This window comes from Streptomyces sp. NPDC043870, from assembly GCF_056435785.1.
Genome location: NZ_JBWKDT010000014.1, coordinates 1 through 20,217 on the forward strand (window position 1 = coordinate 1; position 20,217 = coordinate 20,217).

A 20,217-nucleotide genomic window follows, 5' to 3' on the forward strand; every position below is an offset into this window, starting at 1 on the left:
GGTACTGCAGGGGGGACCCTGTGGGAGAGTAGGACGCCGCCGAACAATCTTTGGGGAAAGCCCCGGGCCTTGTAGCCCGGGGCTTTTCTGCGTTCTGGGCCCTTCCCTCTCAGAGCGAACCTCCTCCGCTTGAGCTCGCTCGAGACGACGAGCTGTCCTACAGACGTCCCGCGGCCTTCAGCGCCAGATAGGCGTCGGCCACGGACGGCGCGAGATTCTCCGGAGTGGCGTCGACAACGGTCACACCGTGGCGCTGAAGTTGTTCGGCCGAGCGGCGGCGCTGGGTCTGCGCCTGGATGCCGGCAGCGGCGTCGTACACCGCGTCCAAGGCGCCGCGACCGCCGGCCATCTTTTCGATGTGAGGGTCGGCCACAGAGGCGACCAGCACCGTGTGGCGCTGAGTGAGCTGTGGGAGGACGGGTAGCAGGCCCTCCTCGATCGGAGCGGCGTCCAGGCTGGTCAGCAGGACGATCAGGGAGCGACGCGGTGCGTGCTTGAGCGCGGCGGCGCTGAGGCCGCGGGCGTCCGTCTCCACCAGTTCCGGTTCGAGCGGGGCGAGCGCGTCGACCATTGCGGGTAGTACGTCCCCTGCCGATCGGCCCTGGACCTGGGCTCGGGTGCGGCGGTCGTACGCGAGGAGGTCCACGCGGTCACCTGCGCGAGTGGCGAGCGCGATGAGGAGGAGCGTGGCGTCCATGGCGGCATCCAACCGCGGGACGTCGCCGACGCGGCCGGCCGATGTGCGGCCTGTGTCCAGCACGACGAGGATGTGACGGTCCCGCTCGGGGCGCCAGGTGCGCACTGCCACGGTTGTCTGACGAGCGGTCGCGCGCCAGTCGATGGAACGGGTGTCGTCGCCCGGCACATAGTCGCGGAGGCTGTCGAACTCGGTCCCCTCGCCGCGAGTGAGCACGCTGGTACGGCCGTCGAGTTCGCGTAGCCGGGCAAGCCGGGAGGGGAGGTGCTTGCGGCTGGTGAAGGGCGGCAGGACGCGCACCGTCCAGGGCACGTGGTGGTTCCCCTGGCGTGCGGCCAGGCCGAGCGGGCCGTACGACCTGACGGTGACGCGTTCCGCGTGGCGGTCCCCGCGGCGGGTGGGTCGCAGGATCGTGGAAATGCGGCGGCGCTCGCCGGCGGGCACGGTCACGGTGTGGCGCGAGGCGGCCTGCTCCGTGCCCGGGACCCAGCTGCTGGGCGGCCAGGCGTCCCGGAGGCGGGCGCGCAGCCGTCGACCGGACGGGTTGGTGATGGTGAGCTGAACTTCTGCGCTCTCACCGAGTCGAACGGTTGTTTCACCGCTTCGAGTGAACTGGAGCGTTCGTACTGGTGCTGCCAGGGCGTAGTCGCACAGAATTGCTACTGAGAGCGGTGCGTTGACGGCAAGCATCCCCGCCCAGCTCGGTGCGAAGACACCGACGGGGATGGAGCCCAGGGCGGCGAGGAGAGCCGTTCGTCCGGTGAGAGCCATCAGATCACTGCCTCAGCGGGGGACGGGGACATGGGCGAGGATCGCGGTGATGACGGAGTCAGCGGTGACTCCTTCCATCTCGGCCTCGGGGCGGAGCTGGATGCGGTGCCGGAGAGTGGGAAGGGCCAGAGCCTTCACATCGTCCGGAATCACGTAGTCCCGGCCCGTCAGCCAGGCCCAGGCTCTGGCGGTGGAGAGCAGCGCGGTGGCGCCTCGGGGGGAGACACCGAGAGTGAGCGAGGGGGATTCACGAGTGGCACGGCAGATATCGACGACGTAGCCCGCGATCTCGCTGGAGACCGAGGTTTTGGCGACGGAGGCGCGGGCGGCCTCGAGGTCGGCGGGGCCGGCGACGGGGCGGATCCCGGCGGCCTGGAGGTCGCGGGGGTTGAAGCCCTCGGCGTGCCGTGCGAGGACGTTGATCTCGTCGTCGCGTGAGGGCAGCGGGACCGTCAACTTGAGCAGGAAGCGGTCGAGTTGGGCCTCGGGCAGGGGGTACGTGCCTTCGTACTCGACCGGGTTCTGCGTCGCTGCGACCAGGAACGGGTCTGGGAGGGCGCGCGGAGTTCCGTCGACGGTGACCTGGCGTTCCTCCATTGCCTCCAGGAGCGACGACTGCGTCTTCGGCGGCGTCCTGTTGATCTCGTCTGCGAGGAGCAGGTTAGTGAAGACGGGACCCGGCTGGAAGGAGAACTCGGCGGTCCGTGCGTCGTAGACGAGCGAACCGGTGACGTCGCTGGGCATGAGGTCGGGGGTGAACTGGACGCGTTTGGTGTCGAGTTCGAGGGACGCGGCGAGGGCACGGACGAGGAGCGTCTTGGCGACGCCCGGGACTCCTTCGAGGAGAACGTGGCCACGGCAGAGGAGGGCGACGACGAGTCCGGTGACTGCGGAGTCCTGGCCGACCACGGCCTTCGCGATCTCGGTGCGCAGGGCCTCCAGGGAAGCGCGTGCGTTGTCCGAGTTCCCAGCGGTCTCGGGGGTCGGGGCGCTCATGAAGTGCGTACCTCTCTTTCGAGGGCGTCGAGTTGGTCAGCCAGGCGGATGAGAGCGGCGTCGTCCGCGGGTGCCGGGCCGAAGAGCAGAGTCCTGAGGTCACGGTCTCCATCGGCGAGATGCGCGGAGACGGCCGGGAGGAGGGCATCGGGGGAATGGGCGTCCGCGGGGGCGACGCCCAGGAGAGGGGCGAGCCGGGTACGGGCGGCCTGGCGGAGTACGGAGGCGGCGCGGTCGCGGGCGTTGGCCTTGCTATAGAGGCGGGCGCGGCCCTCGGCGGACTCGGAGGCGCGGATGGCGACAGGCAGCCGTTCGGCCACGAGTGGTCCCAGTCGGCGGGCTCGCCACACAGCGGCGAGCACGGCGGCGACTGCGAGCTGGAGGATGCCCCACAGCCAGCCGGAAGGGATCAGTTCGGCGAAGCCGCTCTCGCCGCCACCGGTGTCGTTGTCCGGTGCGGAGTCATCACTGAGCGAGGGGAGGTACCAGACGAGATGAGGCCGGGAGCCGAGGAGTTGGAGGGCGAGCGAGGCATTGCCCTCCTTGCCGAGACGCTCGTTGTGGAGGATGTCGGAGGAGCCGAGCAGGACGGTGTCGCCGCCGCCGGAGTTCTCGATCCTGAGCAGGCTGGGGAGCCCGTCGCTCGGGTAGCAGGCCTCGGCGTCGGGGAGGTCGTCGGTGGCGTAGCGCTCACCACCGAGGTCGGCGCTTCCTGCGCGCTGGGCGGCAGGAAAGGTGCAGCGCGGTTCGCGGGCCGAGACGGATGTGGGCCTGTCCGCCCGTACGCCGGGGGCGAGTGTGCCGACGGAGGGCGGGCCTGGGGCGACCAGGATCATGCGACCGCCCGAGGGGACCATCGCCGTGCGCAGAGCATCCTGTTGAGGATCTGTCAGCAAGTCGGGAGCGGCCACCAGGAGCGTGGTGTCGGGGCCCGTGGCGGCGGTGGTGGCTTCGTCGAGGCTGGTGACGACGCGGGTGGAGACGCCCTGGGACTTGAGGAGTTCGGCTACGGCGCGGCTGCCGTAGGGGTCGGCAGAGCGCGGGTCGAGGCGCCCGTGTTGCTCCCCGGAGCGTACGGCGGCCAGTGCGATGCTGGCGGCGACGAGCAGGACCAGAACGAGCAGTACACCGCGGGTGCGTGCCCAGATCTGACGGGAGGTGAGGGACGCCGAGGTGGCGGCGCCGGCCGTGGCCCCGGTCATTCGGCTGCTCCCTGGGCCGCGTTGCTGAGACGGGGTCTGGCGCGCTCAAGATCGGCGTCGAGGTCCTTCAGGCGCAGGTACGCCTGTTGGTCGGCCGAGCGGCCGCCGTATGTGACGTCGTCGAAGGTGCGGGCAGCGATGCGCAGCGCGTCGGCGTGGCCCGGCAGGGAGCGACCGGCTTCCGCGGCGGCCTCGTCGGCGGTGCGGCCTGGGCGTGGCTCGAGAAGAGCCCGCTCCTCGAGGGAGCGGACAATGGCGCGCATTCGATCCTGGACCGCTTGGTTCCAGCGACCGGCGGCGGCGTGTGTCTCGGCGGCCGTGCGGTGTTCGGCGGCGCTGCGAGGGCGGTCGTCGAAGAGCGAGTCGCCGGTGGTGGGAGTGCGATGCGGGGTGCCGAGCCGCCACCACAGGGCGGCGCCCAGGGCGATCACGATCAGCACGATGACGACGAGTCCCAGCGGACCGCCGGGGGCGGCGCCCGATGCGGCGTCGAGGATGTCTCCGACCCACTCCCAGAAACGGTCGAGACCTCGCTGGAGCAGGTTCGGATCGTTCTCGTGGTACATCGGCTTGCTCAGCTCGCGCTCCGCCGCCTCCCGGGCGGGTACGCGCGGGATGTCCACCGGTACGTCGTCGTTCGCGCGGACCATCAGCCGCGCCGCGGTCGTGCCCCCCGTGATGGACACTGCGTCAGCTCCTGGAGGCCTCGTCGCCCGGTGCCGCAGAGCCGTAGCCGGGGACGCCCGCGGCGCGGGCCAGTTCCAGATCGAGGGCCTCGCGGCGGATGCGCTGGTCCACGTAGAGGAGGACCGTGACGCCGGCCGAGATCGGGTAGGTGATGGACGAGCCGATCACCGCGCCGATGCCGGTGATGATCAGGAAGGGCCAGCCGTAATCGGGTGCGGTGCCCGACAGCAGTCCGCTGAGGCCGTCGCCGTCGACAGCGAAGGCGATCAGCGTGAACGGAATGGCGATGATCATCGAGACGAGGAGGGTCAGCACCAGCGTGAGGGTCAGTACGCCGAAGATCCGCCACCATGCTCCGCGCACGAGCTTGGCGGAGCGGCGCATGGACTGCACGACTCCCTGCCGCTCCAGCATGAGCGCGGGCGATGCGAGGGCGAACCGGACCATCAGCCACAGCATGACGACGACACCGGCGATTCCGCCCAGGATGGTGAGGGCGACGCCCCGCGCGGAGCCCAGCAGCAGTCCGGGAAGGATGCCCACGGTCATCACGACAGCGGCGATCAGCGGCAGCAGCAAGGTCAGGCCGAGGAGATGCGGGAGCCTGGGCCGTGCCTCGCGCCAGGCATCCGAGAGGGTGACGGGGCGCCCCAGCACCGAGCGGCTGATCACCACAGTGAGCAGTGCGGTGGTGAAGAGCGTGGCGATCAAGGTGATCGCCATGGCGGGAGCCAGCCCGACGAGGGTCGCGTTGAGCTGGTCCACTGTCTGCCGGAGGGTTTCCTCGGGGCTCGCGTTCTGGTCCACCGCGGGTACCGGCGGGACGAGGTAGCGCTGGACGAGGATGTCGCAGATCTGGGTGATGACCGAGACGGTGATCGTGATGCCCAGCACCGTGCGCCAATGCGCGCGAAGAGTCGACACCGAGCCGTCCAGGATCTCGCCGACGCCCAGGGGGCGCAGCGGGATGACCCCGGGCTTTGCGGCGGGCGGCTGTCCCCAGCCGCCCCGCTGCGGCCCGCCGCCCCACCCCTGCTGGGGTGCCGGAGGCACAGGGCGGTCGCCCGGAGAGGCCGGCGGAGCCCACTGGCCGACAGGCGGCTGCTCCTTGGACCATTTCGAGGAGGGACCGGTCGCGTCAGCAGGTTCGGGCGCTTCGGAGCCCTGGCCGTCGGAGGGGGCGGACCCGGGCGAGGTCCAGCCCGGAGTGTTGTTCACGGTTGTCCACCTCATGGATTGGTCGCGGGGCCGGCTCGCAAGGCCGGTTCGGTCACGGAGCCCGTCCACGGATCGGGGCGGACGGCTGGCAGCCATCGTGCCACGCGCCGCTCCCTGGTGGGCCGGGCCCTGGATCTCCTTCTCACCTTCATTGTCGGTGTCTCAACGGGCAGACTGTGCAGATGGCTGATCACTACGCACAAACCCCGGCCGCTGAGGGGCCGCCAAGGCTGCCGTCGCTGTGCTGGGACGAGCCACCGGAAGGCCCTGTGCTGGTCCTGCTCGACCAGACCCGGCTGCCCGCCGAAGAGGCCGAACTCGTCTGTACGGACGTGCCGGGGCTGGTGCGGGCGATCCGGACTCTTGCTGTGCGTGGGGCGCCCCTGCTCGGGATCGCCGGTGCCTACGGTGTGGCGCTGGCCGCAGCGCGTGGGTACGACGTCGCCGAGGCGGCGTCCCTGTTGGAGCAGGCGAGGCCCACCGCGGTCAATCTCGGGTACGGCGTACGGCTGGCGGCCGCCGCCTACCAGGAGGCGGTCGGCAAGGGCGCCGACGCGCAAGAGGCGGCGGGCGCCGCGCTCGCTGCGGCACGGGAGCTGCACCGGGAGGACGCCGAGGCCAGTGAGCGGATGGCGAGGCACGGACTGGCGTTGCTCGACGAGCTGCTGCCGGGCGGCGGTCATCGGATCCTGACGCACTGCAACACGGGGCGGCTGGTCTCCGGCGGGGAGGGCACGGCGTTCGCGGTGGCGCTCGCCGCGCACCGGGCGGGCCGGCTGCGCAAGCTGTGGGTGGACGAGACGCGGCCGCTGCTGCAGGGTGCCCGGCTCACCGCGTACGAGGCGGCCAGAAACGGGATGGCCTACACCTTGCTCACGGACAATGCGGCCGGCTCACTCTTCTCGGCGGGAGAGGTCGATGCGGTCCTGATAGGGGCGGACCGGATCGCGGCGGACGGCTCTGTGGCGAACAAGGTGGGGAGCTATCCGCTGGCGGTGCTGGCCAAGTACCACCATGTGCCGTTCATCGTGGTGGCGCCGACCACGACGGTGGATCTGCGGACGGCGGACGGGGCGTCGATAGAGGTGGAACAGCGATCGGGGCAGGAAGTGACGGAAATGCAGGCACTGGGTGCCGCGGCGGCGGGTGCCGATGCCGCCGGGCTGCCGGTGGCCCCCCTGGGAACCCAGGCGTACAACCCTGCGTTCGATGTCACGCCTCCCGAACTCGTGACCGCGATCGTCACCGAAGAAGGGGCGATCTCCCCGGTCACGAGGGCAGCGATAGTGGATCTGTGTGCCAGGTCACGCCAGGTAACGATTAGCTAATGGGATGATGTCGAATATGAAGGGACGCGTCCTTGTCGTCGACGACGACACCGCACTGGCCGAGATGCTCGGGATTGTGCTGCGTGGTGAAGGGTTCGAGCCGTCGTTCGTAGCGGACGGCGACAAGGCACTTGCCGCATTCCGGGAGGCCAAGCCGGACCTGGTGCTGCTGGATCTCATGCTGCCGGGCCGTGACGGCATCGAGGTGTGCCGGCTCATCAGGGCCGAGTCGGGTGTACCGATCGTGATGCTGACGGCCAAGAGCGACACCGTCGATGTGGTGGTCGGACTGGAGTCCGGTGCCGATGACTACATCGTCAAGCCGTTCAAGCCGAAGGAGCTGGTGGCCCGGATCCGGGCGCGGCTGCGCAGGTCGGAGGAGCCGGCCCCCGAGCAGCTCGCGATCGGGGACCTGGTCATCGATGTGGCCGGTCACTCCGTGAAGCGGGACGGGCAGTCGATCGCGCTGACCCCGCTCGAGTTCGATCTGCTCGTCGCGCTCGCCCGTAAGCCGTGGCAGGTGTTCACCCGCGAGGTGCTGCTCGAGCAGGTCTGGGGGTACCGGCATGCAGCTGACACCCGGCTGGTGAACGTGCACGTGCAGCGGCTTCGCTCCAAGGTCGAGAAGGACCCGGAGCGGCCGGAGATCGTGGTGACCGTCCGTGGTGTCGGTTACAAGGCCGGACCGAGCTGACATGGCCGTGGGCAGCACTGCTCCGAAGCCCGGGGGGCCGGGAGTCCGTACGGGGCGGGCTGCCGGGCCCGGGCGTGGGTCTTGGCGATCCGGCCGGCTGTTCCAGGGTGGACGGCTGTTGCAGGACGGGGCACCGGGTGGGCCGGTGCTCCGGCTGGTCGTGCGCTGGGTCCGCCGTCCGCTGCTGCCCGCCGTCCGGCTGTGGCGGCGGAACATTCAGCTGCGGGTCGTCGCGGGCACACTGCTGATGTCGCTCGGTGTGGTGCTGCTGCTCGGGCTCGTTGTCATCGGCCAGGTGCGCAATGGTCTGCTGGACGCCAAGGAACAGGCGGCGCTGAGCCAGGCCGCCGGCGGATTCGTGGCGGCGCAGGACGCGAGCGGACCGTCCGCCCTCGGCGGGCAGGACGGGGACGCGACGGACGGCAGGCCCGGCCGGAGCTCCGTGAACTGGCGGTCCGAGCTGGTCAAGCATCTGGCCAGTGGCGGCCAGGGTGCGTACCACGTGGTGGCGCTGAGTCCTGATTCCCAGGACGCCGGGCCGAGCCGTGCTCCCCGGGCGTCCGGCGAGGTGGATGTGACCAGCGTTCCCGAAGCTCTGCGCAGCTCGGTCGCCCAGGGCACGGGGACGTTCCAGACCTACGCCAAGATCAAGTATTCGGTTCCGAAGGAGCCGGAGGCCGGGCTGGTGGTCGGCAAACGGCTCAACGATGTCGCGGGCAACTCCTACGAGCTCTACTACCTCTTCCCGCTGACGCAGGAGGAGGAGTCCCTGAGCCTGGTCAAGGGGACGCTGGCGACGGCCGGACTGTTCGTGGTCGTCCTGCTCGGGGCCATCGCGTGGCTGGTGGTCCGGCAGGTCGTCACACCGGTACGGATGGCTGCGGGGATCGCCGAGCGGCTGTCCGCCGGACGGCTCCAGGAGCGCATGAAGGTCACCGGCGAGGACGACATCGCCAGGCTGGGCGAGGCCTTCAACAAGATGGCGCAGAACCTCCAGCACAAGATCCAGCAGCTGGAGGAGCTCTCCAGGATGCAGCGCCGGTTCGTCTCGGACGTCTCGCACGAACTGCGTACGCCGCTGACGACCGTCCGGATGGCGGCTGATGTGATCCACGAGGCGCGCAGTGACTTCGATCCGGTGACCGCGCGCTCCGCCGAGCTGCTCGGGGATCAGCTGGACCGCTTCGAGTCGCTGCTCGCCGACCTGCTGGAGATCAGCCGCTTCGACGCGGGTGCGGCGGCGCTGGAGGCCGAGCCGATAGATCTGCGTGAGGTCGTGCGCAGGGTGATCGGCGGCGCCGAGCCGCTGGCCGAGCGCAAGGGCACCCGTATCCGGGTGGTCGGGGACGAGCAGCCCGTGGTGGCCGAGGCCGATGCCCGGCGGATCGAGCGCGTCCTGCGCAATCTGGTGGTCAACGCCGTGGAGCACGGCGAGGGACGCGACGTGGTGGTGCGGCTGGCGGCAGCGGGCGGCGCGGTCGCCGTGGCCGTGCGTGACTACGGGGTGGGGCTCAAGCCCGGCGAGGCCACCCGGGTGTTCAACCGCTTCTGGCGTGCCGACCCGGCGCGTGCGCGTACGACCGGCGGTACGGGCCTCGGCCTGTCCATCGCGGTCGAGGACGCGCGGCTGCACGGCGGCTGGCTGCAGGCATGGGGTGAGCCGGGCGGCGGTTCGCAGTTCCGGCTGACCCTGCCGCGGACCGCGGACGAGCCGCTGCGCGGATCGCCGATACCGCTGGAGCCCGAGGACTCCCGGCGGGCCCGTGAGCGTGCCGCGGCCGAGGCGGCGAACGAGAGCGCGCTGCGGCTGTCGACCGTACCGGCGCAGCCTGGCGCGGATCGGTCGAGGCTGCCCGTTCCGGCTCGGCCCCCGGTGCCGCCGCACGCCCCGCAGGCGGCGGTGGATCCGGCAGCACTGCCGGGCAGCGGTGCCCGCGTGGTGGCCCGTCCGCTGGGCGAGCGGGCGGGTGAAGACGGGACGGTGGGCTCCGTCCCGGGACAGGTTTCGGAGCGGGAGGACACGACTCGTGGGCGCTGAGGCTCGTCGGTACGGCCACAGGCGCGCCATACGGGCGTGGGCGCTGCTCGTCTGCGCGGCCGTCCTGCTGACCGGGTGTGCGTCGATGCCGGACAGTGGCGACGTGGAGCAGGTGAAGGCCACCAAGGGCGCGGACTCGCAGGTGCGTGTCTACGCGGTCCCGCCCCGCGACGGTGCCAGCCCGGAGGAGATCGTCGGCGGCTTCCTGGAGGCCATGACCAGTGATGATCCGAGTTTCGCGACGGCTCGCAAATATCTGACGAAGCGGGCGTCCAAGGAATGGCGGCCGGAAGAGCTCGTCACGGTGCTGACCGAGGCCCCGGACCCAGGCGCGCCGGCCGTGGGCGAGCGCGACAGCAAGCGCAGCTATCCGCTGTCGGGCGAGCTGATCGCCACGGTGGACCAGCACGCCTACAAGTCCGTGGTGCCCACCCAGTACGGCGGGACGCTGCGCCTGGTGCGGCAGAGCGGGCCCGACGGCAAGGGCAAGGGCAAGGAATGGCGCATCGACTCGGCGCCTCAGGGCCTGGTGCTCGGGGAGAGCGACTTCCTGCGCAACTACAGCTCCGTCAACAAGTACTACTTCGCGTCGGGGCAGCAGTCGGTGGTCGCCGACCCGGTGTACATCCGGCAGCGGCAGGATCCGGTGACGCGGATGGACCCGGTCTCACAGACGGTGTCGGCGTTGTTCGAAGGGCCGACGGACTGGCTGAAGCCGGTGGTGGAGGCCCCGTTCCCCACGGGTACGGGGCTGAAGAAGGGCATCACGTCCCTCACCCCCGACGATCAGAACGCCCTGAAGGTGCCCCTCAACGACAAGGCGTCGAATGTCGGGCGCACCGTGTGCAACAAGATGGCCACACAGCTTCTTCTCACCCTGCGTGATCTGACGTCGCCCCGTGTCGAGCAGGTCGAGCTGCAGCGCGCCGACGGGTCTCAGCTGTGTGTGCTCAACTCCGATCAGGCAGAGGCGTACGCTCCGTCGCGTTCCACGGCGAGCCCGGACAACGTCTACTTCGTCGACGGCGCCGGCCGGATGGCCGTGGTGGGGGCAAAGCCGAGGAAGACCGACAAGACCCTGGTGCCGGGGCCGTTCGGCAATGGTGAGCTGCGCCTGAGCACGGTTGCCGTGGCCCGGAATCTGCAGCGCGCGGCGGCGGTCTCGCACGACGGGAAGTCCCTCTATACGGCGTCGATCATGTCCGACGAGACACTGCCCGATCCGCTCGTGCAGAGTCAGGCTCCGAAGGCCACGGACCGGCTGTCGGCGCCCAGCTGGGACCGGAACGATCTGTGGGTCGCCGACCGGAATCCGGCCCATCCGCGACTGCTGCGCCTGGCGAACGGCCAGGGCAAGGAGCAGGAGGTCAAGGTCGACGGGCTCGACGGCGCTCGGATCGAGTCGCTGCGGGTGTCGGCCGATGGTGTGCGGATAGCGATGCTGCTCGCCAAGGACGGCAGGAGCACCCTGAAGATCGGCCGGATCGAGCGGCACACGGACGCCACGGGGAACTCGGCAGTCTCGGTGGTGGAACTGCAGGCCGCGGCGCCCCGGCTGGAGACGGTGACAGCCCTGTCCTGGGCAGGCCCCAGCCGCCTTGTCGTGGTCGGAAAGGAGGCCGGCGGTGTGCAGCAGGTGCGCTACATACAGACCGACGGCTCCCTCACGCCCGCCGGTGGCCTGCCGGGTCTGAACAAGGTGTCGGCTGTGGCCGCCACAGAGGACGAGGAACAGTATCTGGTGGCGGTCTCCGACGACGGGCTGGTGCGACTCGTGCCCAACGCGAACTGGCAGACGATGATCGAGAAGGGCTCGTCGCCGGTCTACCCGGGGTAGGGCACGGGCCTGTCCCGGCGGGGTTTTCCACAGGGTGCTCACGGGAGTTTTCCACAGGGGTGGCCGCGCCTTTCGGGCAGGAGCACAGTGGTGGTCATGCAGGGGTGGTGGCACGAGATCGCCGGGCTGGTGCTGCCGGTCGCCTGCGCGGGCTGCGGACGTCCTCGTACGCCGTTGTGCACGGAGTGCGCGCGGCAGTTGGCCGGTCCCTCGCCGGGGCGGGCGAGACCGCGGCCCGAGCCGGTGGGGCTGCCGGTGGTGTTCGCTGCCGCCCGGTACGAGGACGCGGTACGGGCGGTGCTGCTGGCGCACAAGGAGCGGGGTGCGCTGGGACTGGCGGGGCCGATCGGCCGGGCGCTGGCCGGGGCCGTACGGGCAGCGGTGCCGCAGGCTCTGGGCGGGCCGGAGCCGTTGCTGCTGATCCCCATGCCGTCGGCGCGGCGGGCGGTGCGGGCGCGGGGGCATGATGCGGCGCGCCGTATCGCCGTGGCCGCTGCCGCGGCACTGCGGCGCACGGGGACGTACGCCCGGGCGCTGCCGGTGCTGAGGCAGTGCCGGCCGGTGGCCGACCAGTCGGGCCTCACAGCCCGGAGAAGGCTGCTGAACATGGCGGGGGCCCTGGAGGTGGCCGATGGTGCCGAGCGGCTCCTGGAGGGCCGTAGAGCGGTGCTGGTGGACGATGTGATGACCACGGGTGCCTCGCTCGTGGAGGCTGCCCGGGCACTGCGTGCCGCGACCGCCGCGCGTTGTTCCGGATACGTGCGCGTGAGTGCCGCTGTCGTCGCCGCACCCCCGCTGTCGTTCGAAATAGGCCGGAACTGACCGGGTAGGAGCAACGTTGCAGGTAGCAAGAACCGGATATCCCCTGAATGGACGTACGCGCTGGTAGCGGGTGCCGACAACCGTCCGGGCGAGCTATGTTCGGTTGTGAGAAACGGTGAACGCCGTGCTTCATCGAATGCATGATTGGGTTACGGCCAGGTATTCATGAAGCAGCCCAGAACCTCGAAGTTGGTGGGGTGGGGATCTTGCCGTTGGGGGAGGAGGAGGTGAAAGTCGCCAAGTCCGAGGCTCCGGTGCACACCGGGGCCTGGTGCAAGAGGGAGATGCTCCGCGTCGAGTGCGGAGCGATCCGGGAACGGAGTTCTGCGTGGACATCGTCGTCAAGGGCCGCAAGACCGAGGTGCCCGAGCGGTTCCGCAAGCACGTGGCCGAGAAGCTGAAGCTGGACAAGATCCAGAAGCTCGACGGCAAGGTGATCAGCCTCGACGTCGAGGTGTCCAAGGAGCACAATCCGCGGCAGGCCGACCGTTCCGACCGCGTGGAGATCACACTTCTTTCGCGTGGCCCGGTGATCCGGGCAGAAGCAGCGGCTGGGGACCCGTACGCGGCGCTCGACCTGGCCACGGCGAAACTGGAGGCTCGGCTGCGCAAGCAGCACGACAAGCGTCACACCCGCAGGGGCAACGGCCGGCTGTCGGCAGCAGAGGTCGCCGATGTCGTTCCTGGCGTAGCCCAGTTGAACGGAAGCGGTGAGCCTGTCTCCGAGGAAGCCTCGGATTCCATTCCCACCACCAGGATCGGCTCGCTCGAAGTGCAGGGTGAAGGACCGCTGGTGGTCCGCGAGAAGACCCACGTCGCCGCCCCGATGACGCTCGACCAGGCGCTCTACGAGATGGAGCTGGTCGGGCACGACTTCTATCTGTTCGTCGACTCCGAGACGAAGGAACCCAGTGTCGTCTACCGACGGCACGCCTATGACTACGGCGTCATCCACCTGACGACCGACCCGCTCGCCGAGCGCGAGGCGGGCGGCGCGGGCGGAGCGCTCGGCGGCTGATCCCGCTCCTCCATTGGTGCCCCTGGAGTGCTCCGTGCGCCCCCAGGGGCACCCTTGTGCCACCACGGGACCGCGCCACCGCCGTGCGGGCATGAAATCATGGCGATCCGAGCCAACCGGTGCGCTGTGGACTGCGGTTGGCAGACCACAGATGAACCAGGCCACGGCCTTCAGGGGGAGGAACGATGGCGGACAGCTTCGGACCGGTGCATGACGCGGAAGACGCCCAGGTCACGGGCGGTGCGGGCGGTGCGGAGACCGGCATGTCCCGCAAGGAGCCGATCCGGGTGCTCGTCGTGGACGATCACGCCCTTTTCCGCCGCGGGCTGGAGATCGTCCTCGCCCAGGAGGAGGACATCCAGGTCGTCGGTGAGGCCGGGGACGGGGCGGAGGCGGTCGACAAGGCGGCCGATCTGCTGCCCGACATCGTGCTCATGGATGTCCGGATGCCGAAGCGGGGCGGGATCGAAGCCTGCACCTCCATCAAGGAAGTGGCGCCCAGCGCGAAGATCATCATGCTGACGATCAGCGACGAGGAGGCGGACCTCTACGACGCGATCAAGGCGGGTGCCACCGGATATCTGCTCAAGGAGATCTCCACGGACGAGGTGGCCACGGCGATCCGCGCGGTCGCCGACGGGCAGTCGCAGATCAGCCCGTCCATGGCGTCGAAGCTGCTCACCGAGTTCAAGTCGATGATCCAGCGCACCGACGAGCGTCGGCTGGTGCCCGCTCCCCGGCTGACCGACCGCGAGCTGGAGGTGCTCAAGCTGGTGGCGACGGGGATGAACAACCGTGACATCGCCAAGGAGTTGTTCATCTCCGAGAACACGGTGAAGAACCACGTGCGCAACATCCTGGAGAAGCTCCAGCTCCACTCCAGGATGGAAGCGGTGGTCTACGCGATGCGGGAGAAGATCCTGGAGATCCGGTAGGGGGCACGCCGGCAGCGACCCCGTAGTGTGGGCAGACCGCGGACCGAGCCTGGTCAGGCGAGGGCGGCGACCAGGGGCGCCGTCAGTTCGGGGCTGTCGACGCGCTCGACACGGACCGAGTCGCAACCCACCCACTGGGCCGCCTCCAGCAGCGCCTGGGCCATGGGCAGCACCGCTTTCGGCGTGGCCAGCGAGACCTGCTTGGCCACCAGAGTGGTGCCTTCGCGCGCCGGGTCGACCCGGCCCAGCAGCTTGCCGCCCGACAGCAGCGGCATCGCGAAGTAGCCGTACACCCGCTTCGGCTTGGGGACGTACGCCTCCAGACGGTGCGTGAATCCGAAGATCCGCTCGGTGCGCGCCCGCTCCCAGATCAGCGAGTCGAACGGCGACAGCAGCGTCGTACGGTGACGGCCGCGGGGCTCGCTCGCGAGTGCCTCCGGGTCCGCCCACGCGGGCTTGTCCCAGCCCTGGACATGGACCGGTACGAGACCGGAGTCGGCGATCACCGCGTCGAACTGCTCGCCTTTGAGGCGGTGGTAGTCCGCGATGTCCGCGCGCGTGCCCACCCCCAGGGACTGTCCGGCCAGGCGCACCAGCCGGCGCAGGCACTCCCTGTCATCCAGGTCGTCATGGAGCAGCGCGTCCGGGATCGCGCGCTCGGCGAGGTCGTACACCCGCTTCCAGCCGCGCCGCTCGGTGCACACCACCTCGCCGTACATCAGCGCCCGCTCGACGGCGACCTTCGCCGCCGACCAGTCCCACCACTCCCCGCCGTTCTTCGCGCCGCCCAGCTCGGTGGCGGTGAGCGGTCCCTCGGCCCGTAGCTGCTTGATCACCGTGTCGTAAGCGCCGTCCGGAAGGTCGTGGTACCAGTGCGGGCGGTCGCGGTAGGCGCGGCGGCGGAAGGCGAAGTGCGGCCATTCCTCGACGGGGAGGATGCACGCCGCGTGCGACCAGTATTCGAAGGCATGAGCCTCGGTCCAGTACGCGTCCTCGACCGTCTTACGGCCCACCGAGCCCAGGCGGGCATACGGAATCAGCTCGTGCGAGCGCGCCAGCACCGAGATCGTGTCCAGCTGGACGGCTCCGAGATGGCGCAGCACTCCCCGCACGCCGCCCCGGCGGTCCGGAGCGCCGAGGAACCCCTGGGCGCGTAGTGCTATGCGGCGGGCTTCGTCGGCGGACAGCTCGGCGGCAGGCGGTGCGGTCGTCATGCTCCGCACCATAGAGGGAGGTACTGACAGCCGGCTCAGCCAGGCAGATCTCCTTCGCCGGAGGACGCGGGGTCAGTCCTCCGCGGGAAGGCTCGGGATCAGCCCTTCGCGGGGAGGCTCGGGGTCAGTCCTTCGCGGGGAGGCTCGGGGTCAGTCCTTCGCGGGGAGATAGGGGACCGGGCACGGCAGGCCGAGGTCCGACGGGAGCAGTGAGGCGATCCAGCAGTCCCGCAGGGTTCCCCTGCCGTGGAGGCCCGCGCGCTGGACGCCCTCGACCGTGAAGCCCGCCTTCTCGGCGACGGCGCGCGAGCTCGTGTTGCCCACAATCGCACGCCACTCCAGGCGGGTGCAGGCCAGCTCGGTGAAGGCCCAGCGCGCCATGGCCAGGACCGTCTCGGTCGCGTAGCCGCAGCCCCGGTGCTCCTTGGCCGTCCAGAAGCCGACCTCCCAGGTGCCCGAGCGCGGATGGTGGAGGCTCGCCGAGGCGACGATCGGACCGCCCTCTCGCGGACGTACGGAGAACGTGTACGCCGTGTCGCTGCGCCAGCCGTCCGGCACGGTCAGGCCGACGAACTCTTCCGCGTGCTGTTGCTCGTACGGCACGGGGATGGTGGGAACCCAGCGCTGGATGTCGGGGTCCTGACACGCCGCGCGGACCTCTTCGGCGTCATGCGGTGTGAAGGGCTGCAGCCGCAGACGCTCGGTGGTGAGGGTGACGGGTTCCATAGCGAGATTCTGGTAACTGTGCGTCTTCGATGCCAACACTTTTCGGGATCGGCGGCACCTTCCGCGCCTCCCGTACGTTCTCCGTATGCGCGGCAGTCGGCCATGCGTCCCGGTGGACCTCCCGGCGCGGCCGGGTCCTCGCTTACGATGGCCGTTGCGGTGGGGTCCACCTGCCGTGCCCGCGCCAGTGTCCACCACGACCCAGTGCCAGGCCCGACCGGCAAGGAGACCAGCCTCAGTGTCCGTCTTCAACAAGCTCATGCGTGCAGGCGAAGGCAAGATCCTGCGCAAACTGCACCGCATCGCGGACCAGGTCAACTCCATCGAAGAGGACTTCGTCAACCTCTCCGACGCCGAGTTGCGGGCGCTCACGGATGAGTACAAGGAGCGCTACGCCGACGGCGAGAGCCTCGACGACCTGCTCCCCGAGGCCTTCGCGACCGTCCGCGAAGCCGCCAAGCGTGTGCTCGGCCAGCGCCACTACGACGTACAGATGATGGGCGGCGCGGCGCTGCACCTCGGGTACGTCGCCGAGATGAAGACCGGTGAGGGCAAGACCCTCGTCGGCACTCTGCCCGCTTATCTCAACGCGCTCTCGGGCAAGGGTGTCCACCTGATCACGGTCAACGACTATCTGGCGGAGCGTGACTCCGAGATGATGGGCCGGGTTCACAGGTTCCTCGGCCTCAGCGTCGGCTGCATCCTCGCCAACATGACGCCCGCGCAGCGCCGCGAGCAGTACGCCTGCGACATCACGTACGGAACGAACAACGAGTTCGGCTTCGACTACCTGCGCGACAACATGGCGTGGTCCAAGGACGAGCTCGTCCAGCGCGGCCACAACTTCGCGATCGTCGACGAGGTCGACTCGATCCTCGTCGACGAGGCCCGTACGCCGCTGATCATCTCCGGTCCGGCCGACCAGGCCACCAAGTGGTACGGCGACTTCGCCAAGCTGGTGACGCGCCTCACCAAGGGTGAGCCGGGCAATCCGCTGAAGGGCATCGAGGAGACCGGCGACTACGAGGTCGACGAGAAGAAGCGGACCGTCGCGATCCATGAGGCCGGTGTCTCGAAGGTCGAGGACTGGCTGGGCATCGACAACCTCTACGAGTCGGTGAACACTCCGCTGGTGGGCTACCTGAACAACGCCATCAAGGCCAAGGAGCTCTTCAAGAAGGACAAGGACTACGTCGTCATCGACGGCGAAGTCATGATCGTCGACGAGCACACCGGCCGTATCCTCGCCGGCCGCCGCTACAACGAGGGCATGCACCAGGCGATCGAGGCGAAGGAAGGGGTGGACATCAAGGACGAGAACCAGACCCTCGCGACGATCACCCTGCAGAACTTCTTCCTCCTCTACGGCAAGCTCTCCGGAATGACCGGTACGGCCATGACCGAGGCCGCCGAGTTCCACCAGATCTACAAGCTCGGCGTCGTGCCGATCCCGACGAACCGGCCGATGGTCCGCAAGGACCAGTCGGACCTGATCTACCGCACCGAGGTCGCCAAGTTCGCGGCGGTCGTCGACGACATCGCCGAGAAGCACGAGAAGGGCCAGCCGATCCTCGTCGGTACGACGTCGGTCGAGAAGTCCGAGTACCTCTCGCAGCAGCTCAACAAGCGCGGCATCCAGCACGAGGTGCTCAACGCCAAGCAGCACGAGCGTGAGGCCGTCATCGTCGCTCAGGCGGGCCGCAAGGGCTCCGTCACGGTCGCGACGAACATGGCCGGCCGTGGCACGGACATCAAGCTCGGCGGCAACCCCGACGATCTCGCGGAGGCGGAGCTGCGTCAGCGCGGCCTGGACCCCGTCGAGCACGTCGAGGAGTGGGCCGCGGCCCTGCCGGACGCGCTGGGGCGCGCCGAGGCGGCCGTGAAGGCCGAGTTCGAGGAGGTCAAGGAGCTCGGCGGGCTGTACGTGCTGGGCACCGAGCGCCATGAGTCGCGGCGTATCGACAACCAGCTGCGCGGTCGTTCCGGCCGTCAGGGCGACCCGGGCGAGTCCCGCTTCTACCTCTCGCTCGGTGACGACCTGATGCGACTGTTCAAGGCGCAGATGGTCGAGCGGGTCATGGCCATGGCCAACGTCCCGGACGACGTCCCGATCGAGAACAAGATGGTGACGCGCGCCATCGCCTCCGCCCAGTCCCAGGTCGAGCAGCAGAACTTCGAGACGCGGAAGAACGTCCTGAAGTACGACGACGTGCTCAACCGGCAGCGCAAGGTCATCTACGGCGAGCGCCGCCGCGTCCTGGAGGGCGAGGACCTGCACGAGCAGATCCGCCACTTCATGGACGACACGATCGACGCGTACATCCAGGCGGAGACCGTCGAGGGGTTCGCGGAGGAGTGGGACCTCGACCGGCTGTGGGGCGCGTTCAAGCAGCTCTACCCGGTGAAGGTGACGGTCGAGGAGCTGGAGGAGGCGGCGGGCGACCGGGCCGGGATCACCTCCGAGTTCATCGGCGAGACCGTCAAGGACGACATCCACGAGCAGTACGACGAGCGCGAGAAGCAGCTCGGCTCGGACATCATGCGTGAGCTGGAGCGGCGTGTGGTGCTGTCCGTCCTGGACCGCAAGTGGCGTGAGCACCTCTACGAGATGGACTACCTCCAGGAGGGCATCGGCCTGCGCGCGATGGCCCAGAAGGACCCGCTCGTGGAGTACCAGCGCGAGGGCTTCGACATGTTCACCGCGATGATGGAGGGCATCAAGGAGGAGTCCGTCGGCTACCTGTTCAACCTGGAGGTCCAGGTCGAGCAGCAGGTCGAGGAGATCCCGGTGCAGGACGCGGCCGAGAAGACCTCGCTGGCGAAGGAGGACGCGGTGCCTGCGGGCGCGGGCCGTCCGGAGATCCGCGCCAAGGGGCTCGACGCGCCGCAGCGGCCGGACCGGCTGCACTTCACCGCGCCGAAGGTCGACGGTGAGGGCACCATCGTCGAGGGCGACTTCACGAACGGCGAAGTGCCGTCCCGGTCCGAGTCGGACGGCCTGACGCGCGCGGAGCGCCGCAAGGCGCAGAAGGGCGCCGGCCGGCGCCGCAAGAAGTAGCGCGCAGAAGTAGCGCCACAGGCGCGTGGACCGCGGGGCCGGGCACCGGAAGGTGTCGCGGCCCCGCGTCGTGTGCGCGGCCCAGGTGCGCGGCTCGTGTGCGCGCCGTGTGCGCTGGCTCGTGTACGCGGCCTGTTTGCGCGGGCCGAGTCGCCGCCGAGTCGAGGTCCTGGCCGTGGCCGGGGCGCTCGTGGGCCTCGCCGGGCGCACACGATGGAGTGACGGTGGCGTGCGTCGTGCATGCCTCGGCGTCGCTTCCTCGACCGCCGTCTTTCGTCCCTCGCCCCTCGTCCGTCGCCCTTCGACCGTCGTCCCTCGATCGCTCCCTCGACCGTCATGCGTCGACGATGACGCGCTCGCCGCCGAGTTCCACAGCCGCGCAGCGCCAGCGCAGGTCCGGTCCCTGTTCGAGGCGGAAGGCCATGGCGCGGACCTGGTCGCCGGCTGCGATGCGGGCGAAGGCCTCGATGACGCCCGGGCGGGGCACGTACTCGTCGCAGTGGCGTACCACCGGCCGCAGTCCGCTCGTACGGAGCGGGCTGCCCGGAGCCAGGCGTACGAGGTGTTCGTAGGCGTCGCCGATGGTGTGGCCGAGCATCCAGTGGACCGGGCGGTTGCCGCTGAGGACCGAGAGCAGGCGCTCGGCGAACCAGTAGCGGGGGAGGCGAGACCGGCCCCCGGCGGGCGGCGAGGAGGGCCGCGGGGTGCGCTGCGGCATGCGGCCGGGGCCGCGGCTGTCATGCCGGTCTCCGGGCTTCGTACGCGTCCTGGCCGAGGTGTTGTGCATGGCTGCCGCCCCTTCGATACCCACAAGTAACTTTCGGTGGGGATCTTGTACGGGCGGGGGAGGCCGGGCCGCAAGGACCGCCGAGCCGTGCCGAAAGGGGCGCCGAGGATCACCTATCCGGGTGACGGGCGGGCGTGCAGGGCCTGCGCCGGGCGGATCCACGGACGCTCAGGGGCGACGCGGGACGGG

Annotated in this window: 16 protein-coding genes; 8 read left to right on the forward strand and 8 right to left on the reverse strand. The window is 69.8% G+C overall.

What is annotated here, in order from left to right; all coding sequences use genetic code 11:
* Positions 1–157: 157 nt before the first annotated feature.
* The 5 genes from AC0699_RS18970 to AC0699_RS18990 are packed head-to-tail and all read right to left on the reverse strand — an operon-like array spanning position 158 to position 5,571.
* Positions 158–1,468 carry a DUF58 domain-containing protein gene (locus AC0699_RS18970; protein WP_478661458.1) on the reverse strand — a complete coding sequence of 437 codons (1,311 nt, stop codon included), beginning with the start codon at positions 1,466–1,468 and terminating at the stop codon, positions 158–160.
* 12 nt (positions 1,469–1,480) lie between these two features.
* Complete coding sequence (locus tag AC0699_RS18975) at positions 1,481–2,464, reverse strand: AAA family ATPase (RefSeq protein WP_469773079.1); 984 nt, start codon at positions 2,462–2,464, stop codon at positions 1,481–1,483.
* Positions 2,461–3,666 (reverse strand): DUF4350 domain-containing protein, encoded by a 1,206-nt coding sequence (locus tag AC0699_RS18980; RefSeq protein ID WP_478661462.1) that lies wholly within the window; start codon positions 3,664–3,666, stop codon positions 2,461–2,463. The genes AC0699_RS18975 and AC0699_RS18980 overlap by 4 nt, the downstream gene beginning before the upstream one ends.
* Complete coding sequence (locus AC0699_RS18985; RefSeq protein WP_478661466.1) at positions 3,663–4,352, reverse strand: DUF4129 domain-containing protein; 690 nt, start codon at positions 4,350–4,352, stop codon at positions 3,663–3,665. Before AC0699_RS18985 ends, AC0699_RS18980 begins: the two co-directional genes overlap by 4 nt.
* Before the next feature lie 4 nt (positions 4,353–4,356).
* On the reverse strand, positions 4,357–5,571 hold the full coding sequence (locus tag AC0699_RS18990) for a DUF7847 domain-containing protein (protein ID WP_478661468.1): 1,215 nt from the start codon (positions 5,569–5,571) through the stop codon (positions 4,357–4,359).
* Between the two features lie 182 nt (positions 5,572–5,753).
* Between AC0699_RS18990 and mtnA the strand changes: the two genes are divergently transcribed.
* From mtnA to AC0699_RS19025, 7 genes are all read left to right on the forward strand, one after another.
* Entirely contained in the window at positions 5,754–6,899 is a 1,146-nt protein-coding gene (gene mtnA, locus AC0699_RS18995; RefSeq protein WP_478661471.1) for an S-methyl-5-thioribose-1-phosphate isomerase, read from the forward strand.
* Positions 6,900–6,903: 4 nt separating this feature from the next.
* A complete protein-coding gene (gene mtrA, locus AC0699_RS19000; protein WP_351232597.1) occupies positions 6,904–7,593 on the forward strand; it encodes a two-component system response regulator MtrA in 690 nt (229 codons plus the stop codon).
* Between the two features lies 1 nt (position 7,594).
* Positions 7,595–9,631, forward strand: a complete 2,037-nt coding sequence (gene mtrB, locus AC0699_RS19005; protein ID WP_478661475.1) for an MtrAB system histidine kinase MtrB — start codon at positions 7,595–7,597, stop codon at positions 9,629–9,631.
* Positions 9,621–11,468: an LpqB family beta-propeller domain-containing protein gene (locus AC0699_RS19010; RefSeq protein ID WP_478661476.1), complete on the forward strand. Its 1,848-nt coding sequence runs from the start codon at positions 9,621–9,623 to the stop codon at positions 11,466–11,468. Before mtrB ends, AC0699_RS19010 begins: the two co-directional genes overlap by 11 nt.
* A 96-nt stretch (positions 11,469–11,564) precedes the next feature.
* Positions 11,565–12,290, forward strand: a complete 726-nt coding sequence (locus AC0699_RS19015) for a ComF family protein (RefSeq protein WP_478661478.1) — start codon at positions 11,565–11,567, stop codon at positions 12,288–12,290.
* Positions 12,291–12,618: 328 nt separating this feature from the next.
* On the forward strand, positions 12,619–13,308 hold the full coding sequence (gene hpf / locus AC0699_RS19020) for a ribosome hibernation-promoting factor, HPF/YfiA family (RefSeq protein WP_453659818.1): 690 nt from the start codon (positions 12,619–12,621) through the stop codon (positions 13,306–13,308).
* Between the two features lie 185 nt (positions 13,309–13,493).
* Entirely contained in the window at positions 13,494–14,243 is a 750-nt protein-coding gene (locus AC0699_RS19025) for a response regulator (RefSeq protein ID WP_478661481.1), read from the forward strand.
* Between the two features lie 53 nt (positions 14,244–14,296).
* Here the strand turns inward: AC0699_RS19025 and AC0699_RS19030 are convergent, their stop codons facing one another.
* Both AC0699_RS19030 and AC0699_RS19035 read right to left on the reverse strand, forming a co-directional pair.
* A complete protein-coding gene (locus AC0699_RS19030; protein ID WP_478661484.1) occupies positions 14,297–15,457 on the reverse strand; it encodes a winged helix-turn-helix domain-containing protein in 1,161 nt (386 codons plus the stop codon).
* Positions 15,458–15,607: 150 nt separating this feature from the next.
* Entirely contained in the window at positions 15,608–16,183 is a 576-nt protein-coding gene (locus tag AC0699_RS19035) for a GNAT family N-acetyltransferase (protein WP_478661486.1), read from the reverse strand.
* Between the two features lie 238 nt (positions 16,184–16,421).
* Between AC0699_RS19035 and secA the strand changes: the two genes are divergently transcribed.
* Entirely contained in the window at positions 16,422–19,241 is a 2,820-nt protein-coding gene (gene secA, locus AC0699_RS19040; RefSeq protein ID WP_478661488.1) for a preprotein translocase subunit SecA, read from the forward strand.
* Positions 19,242–19,575: 334 nt separating this feature from the next.
* On the opposite strand, the gene AC0699_RS19045 is transcribed toward secA, so the two are convergent.
* The gene (locus AC0699_RS19045) at positions 19,576–20,028 is read right to left on the reverse strand and encodes an Rv3235 family protein (RefSeq protein WP_478661490.1); all 453 of its coding nucleotides are present in this window, start codon (positions 20,026–20,028) and stop codon (positions 19,576–19,578) included.
* Positions 20,029–20,217 lie beyond the last annotated feature (189 nt).

Excerpts from the sequence above, each read along its gene's own strand:
- AC0699_RS18970 (WP_478661458.1), bottom strand. The coding sequence starts at position 1,468 with ATGGCTCTCACCGGACGAACGGCTCTCCTCGCCGCCCTGGGCTCCATC.
- AC0699_RS18975 (WP_469773079.1), bottom strand. The coding sequence starts at position 2,464 with ATGAGCGCCCCGACCCCCGAGACCGCTGGGAACTCGGACAACGCACGC.
- AC0699_RS18980 (WP_478661462.1), bottom strand. The coding sequence starts at position 3,666 with ATGACCGGGGCCACGGCCGGCGCCGCCACCTCGGCGTCCCTCACCTCC.
- mtnA (WP_478661471.1), top strand. The coding sequence starts at position 5,754 with ATGGCTGATCACTACGCACAAACCCCGGCCGCTGAGGGGCCGCCAAGG.
- mtrA (WP_351232597.1), top strand. The coding sequence starts at position 6,904 with ATGATGTCGAATATGAAGGGACGCGTCCTTGTCGTCGACGACGACACC.
- mtrB (WP_478661475.1), top strand. The coding sequence starts at position 7,595 with ATGGCCGTGGGCAGCACTGCTCCGAAGCCCGGGGGGCCGGGAGTCCGT.
- AC0699_RS19015 (WP_478661478.1), top strand. The coding sequence starts at position 11,565 with ATGCAGGGGTGGTGGCACGAGATCGCCGGGCTGGTGCTGCCGGTCGCC.
- AC0699_RS19025 (WP_478661481.1), top strand. The coding sequence starts at position 13,494 with ATGGCGGACAGCTTCGGACCGGTGCATGACGCGGAAGACGCCCAGGTC.
- AC0699_RS19030 (WP_478661484.1), bottom strand. The coding sequence starts at position 15,457 with ATGACGACCGCACCGCCTGCCGCCGAGCTGTCCGCCGACGAAGCCCGC.
- AC0699_RS19035 (WP_478661486.1), bottom strand. The coding sequence starts at position 16,183 with ATGGAACCCGTCACCCTCACCACCGAGCGTCTGCGGCTGCAGCCCTTC.
- AC0699_RS19045 (WP_478661490.1), bottom strand. The coding sequence starts at position 20,028 with ATGCACAACACCTCGGCCAGGACGCGTACGAAGCCCGGAGACCGGCAT.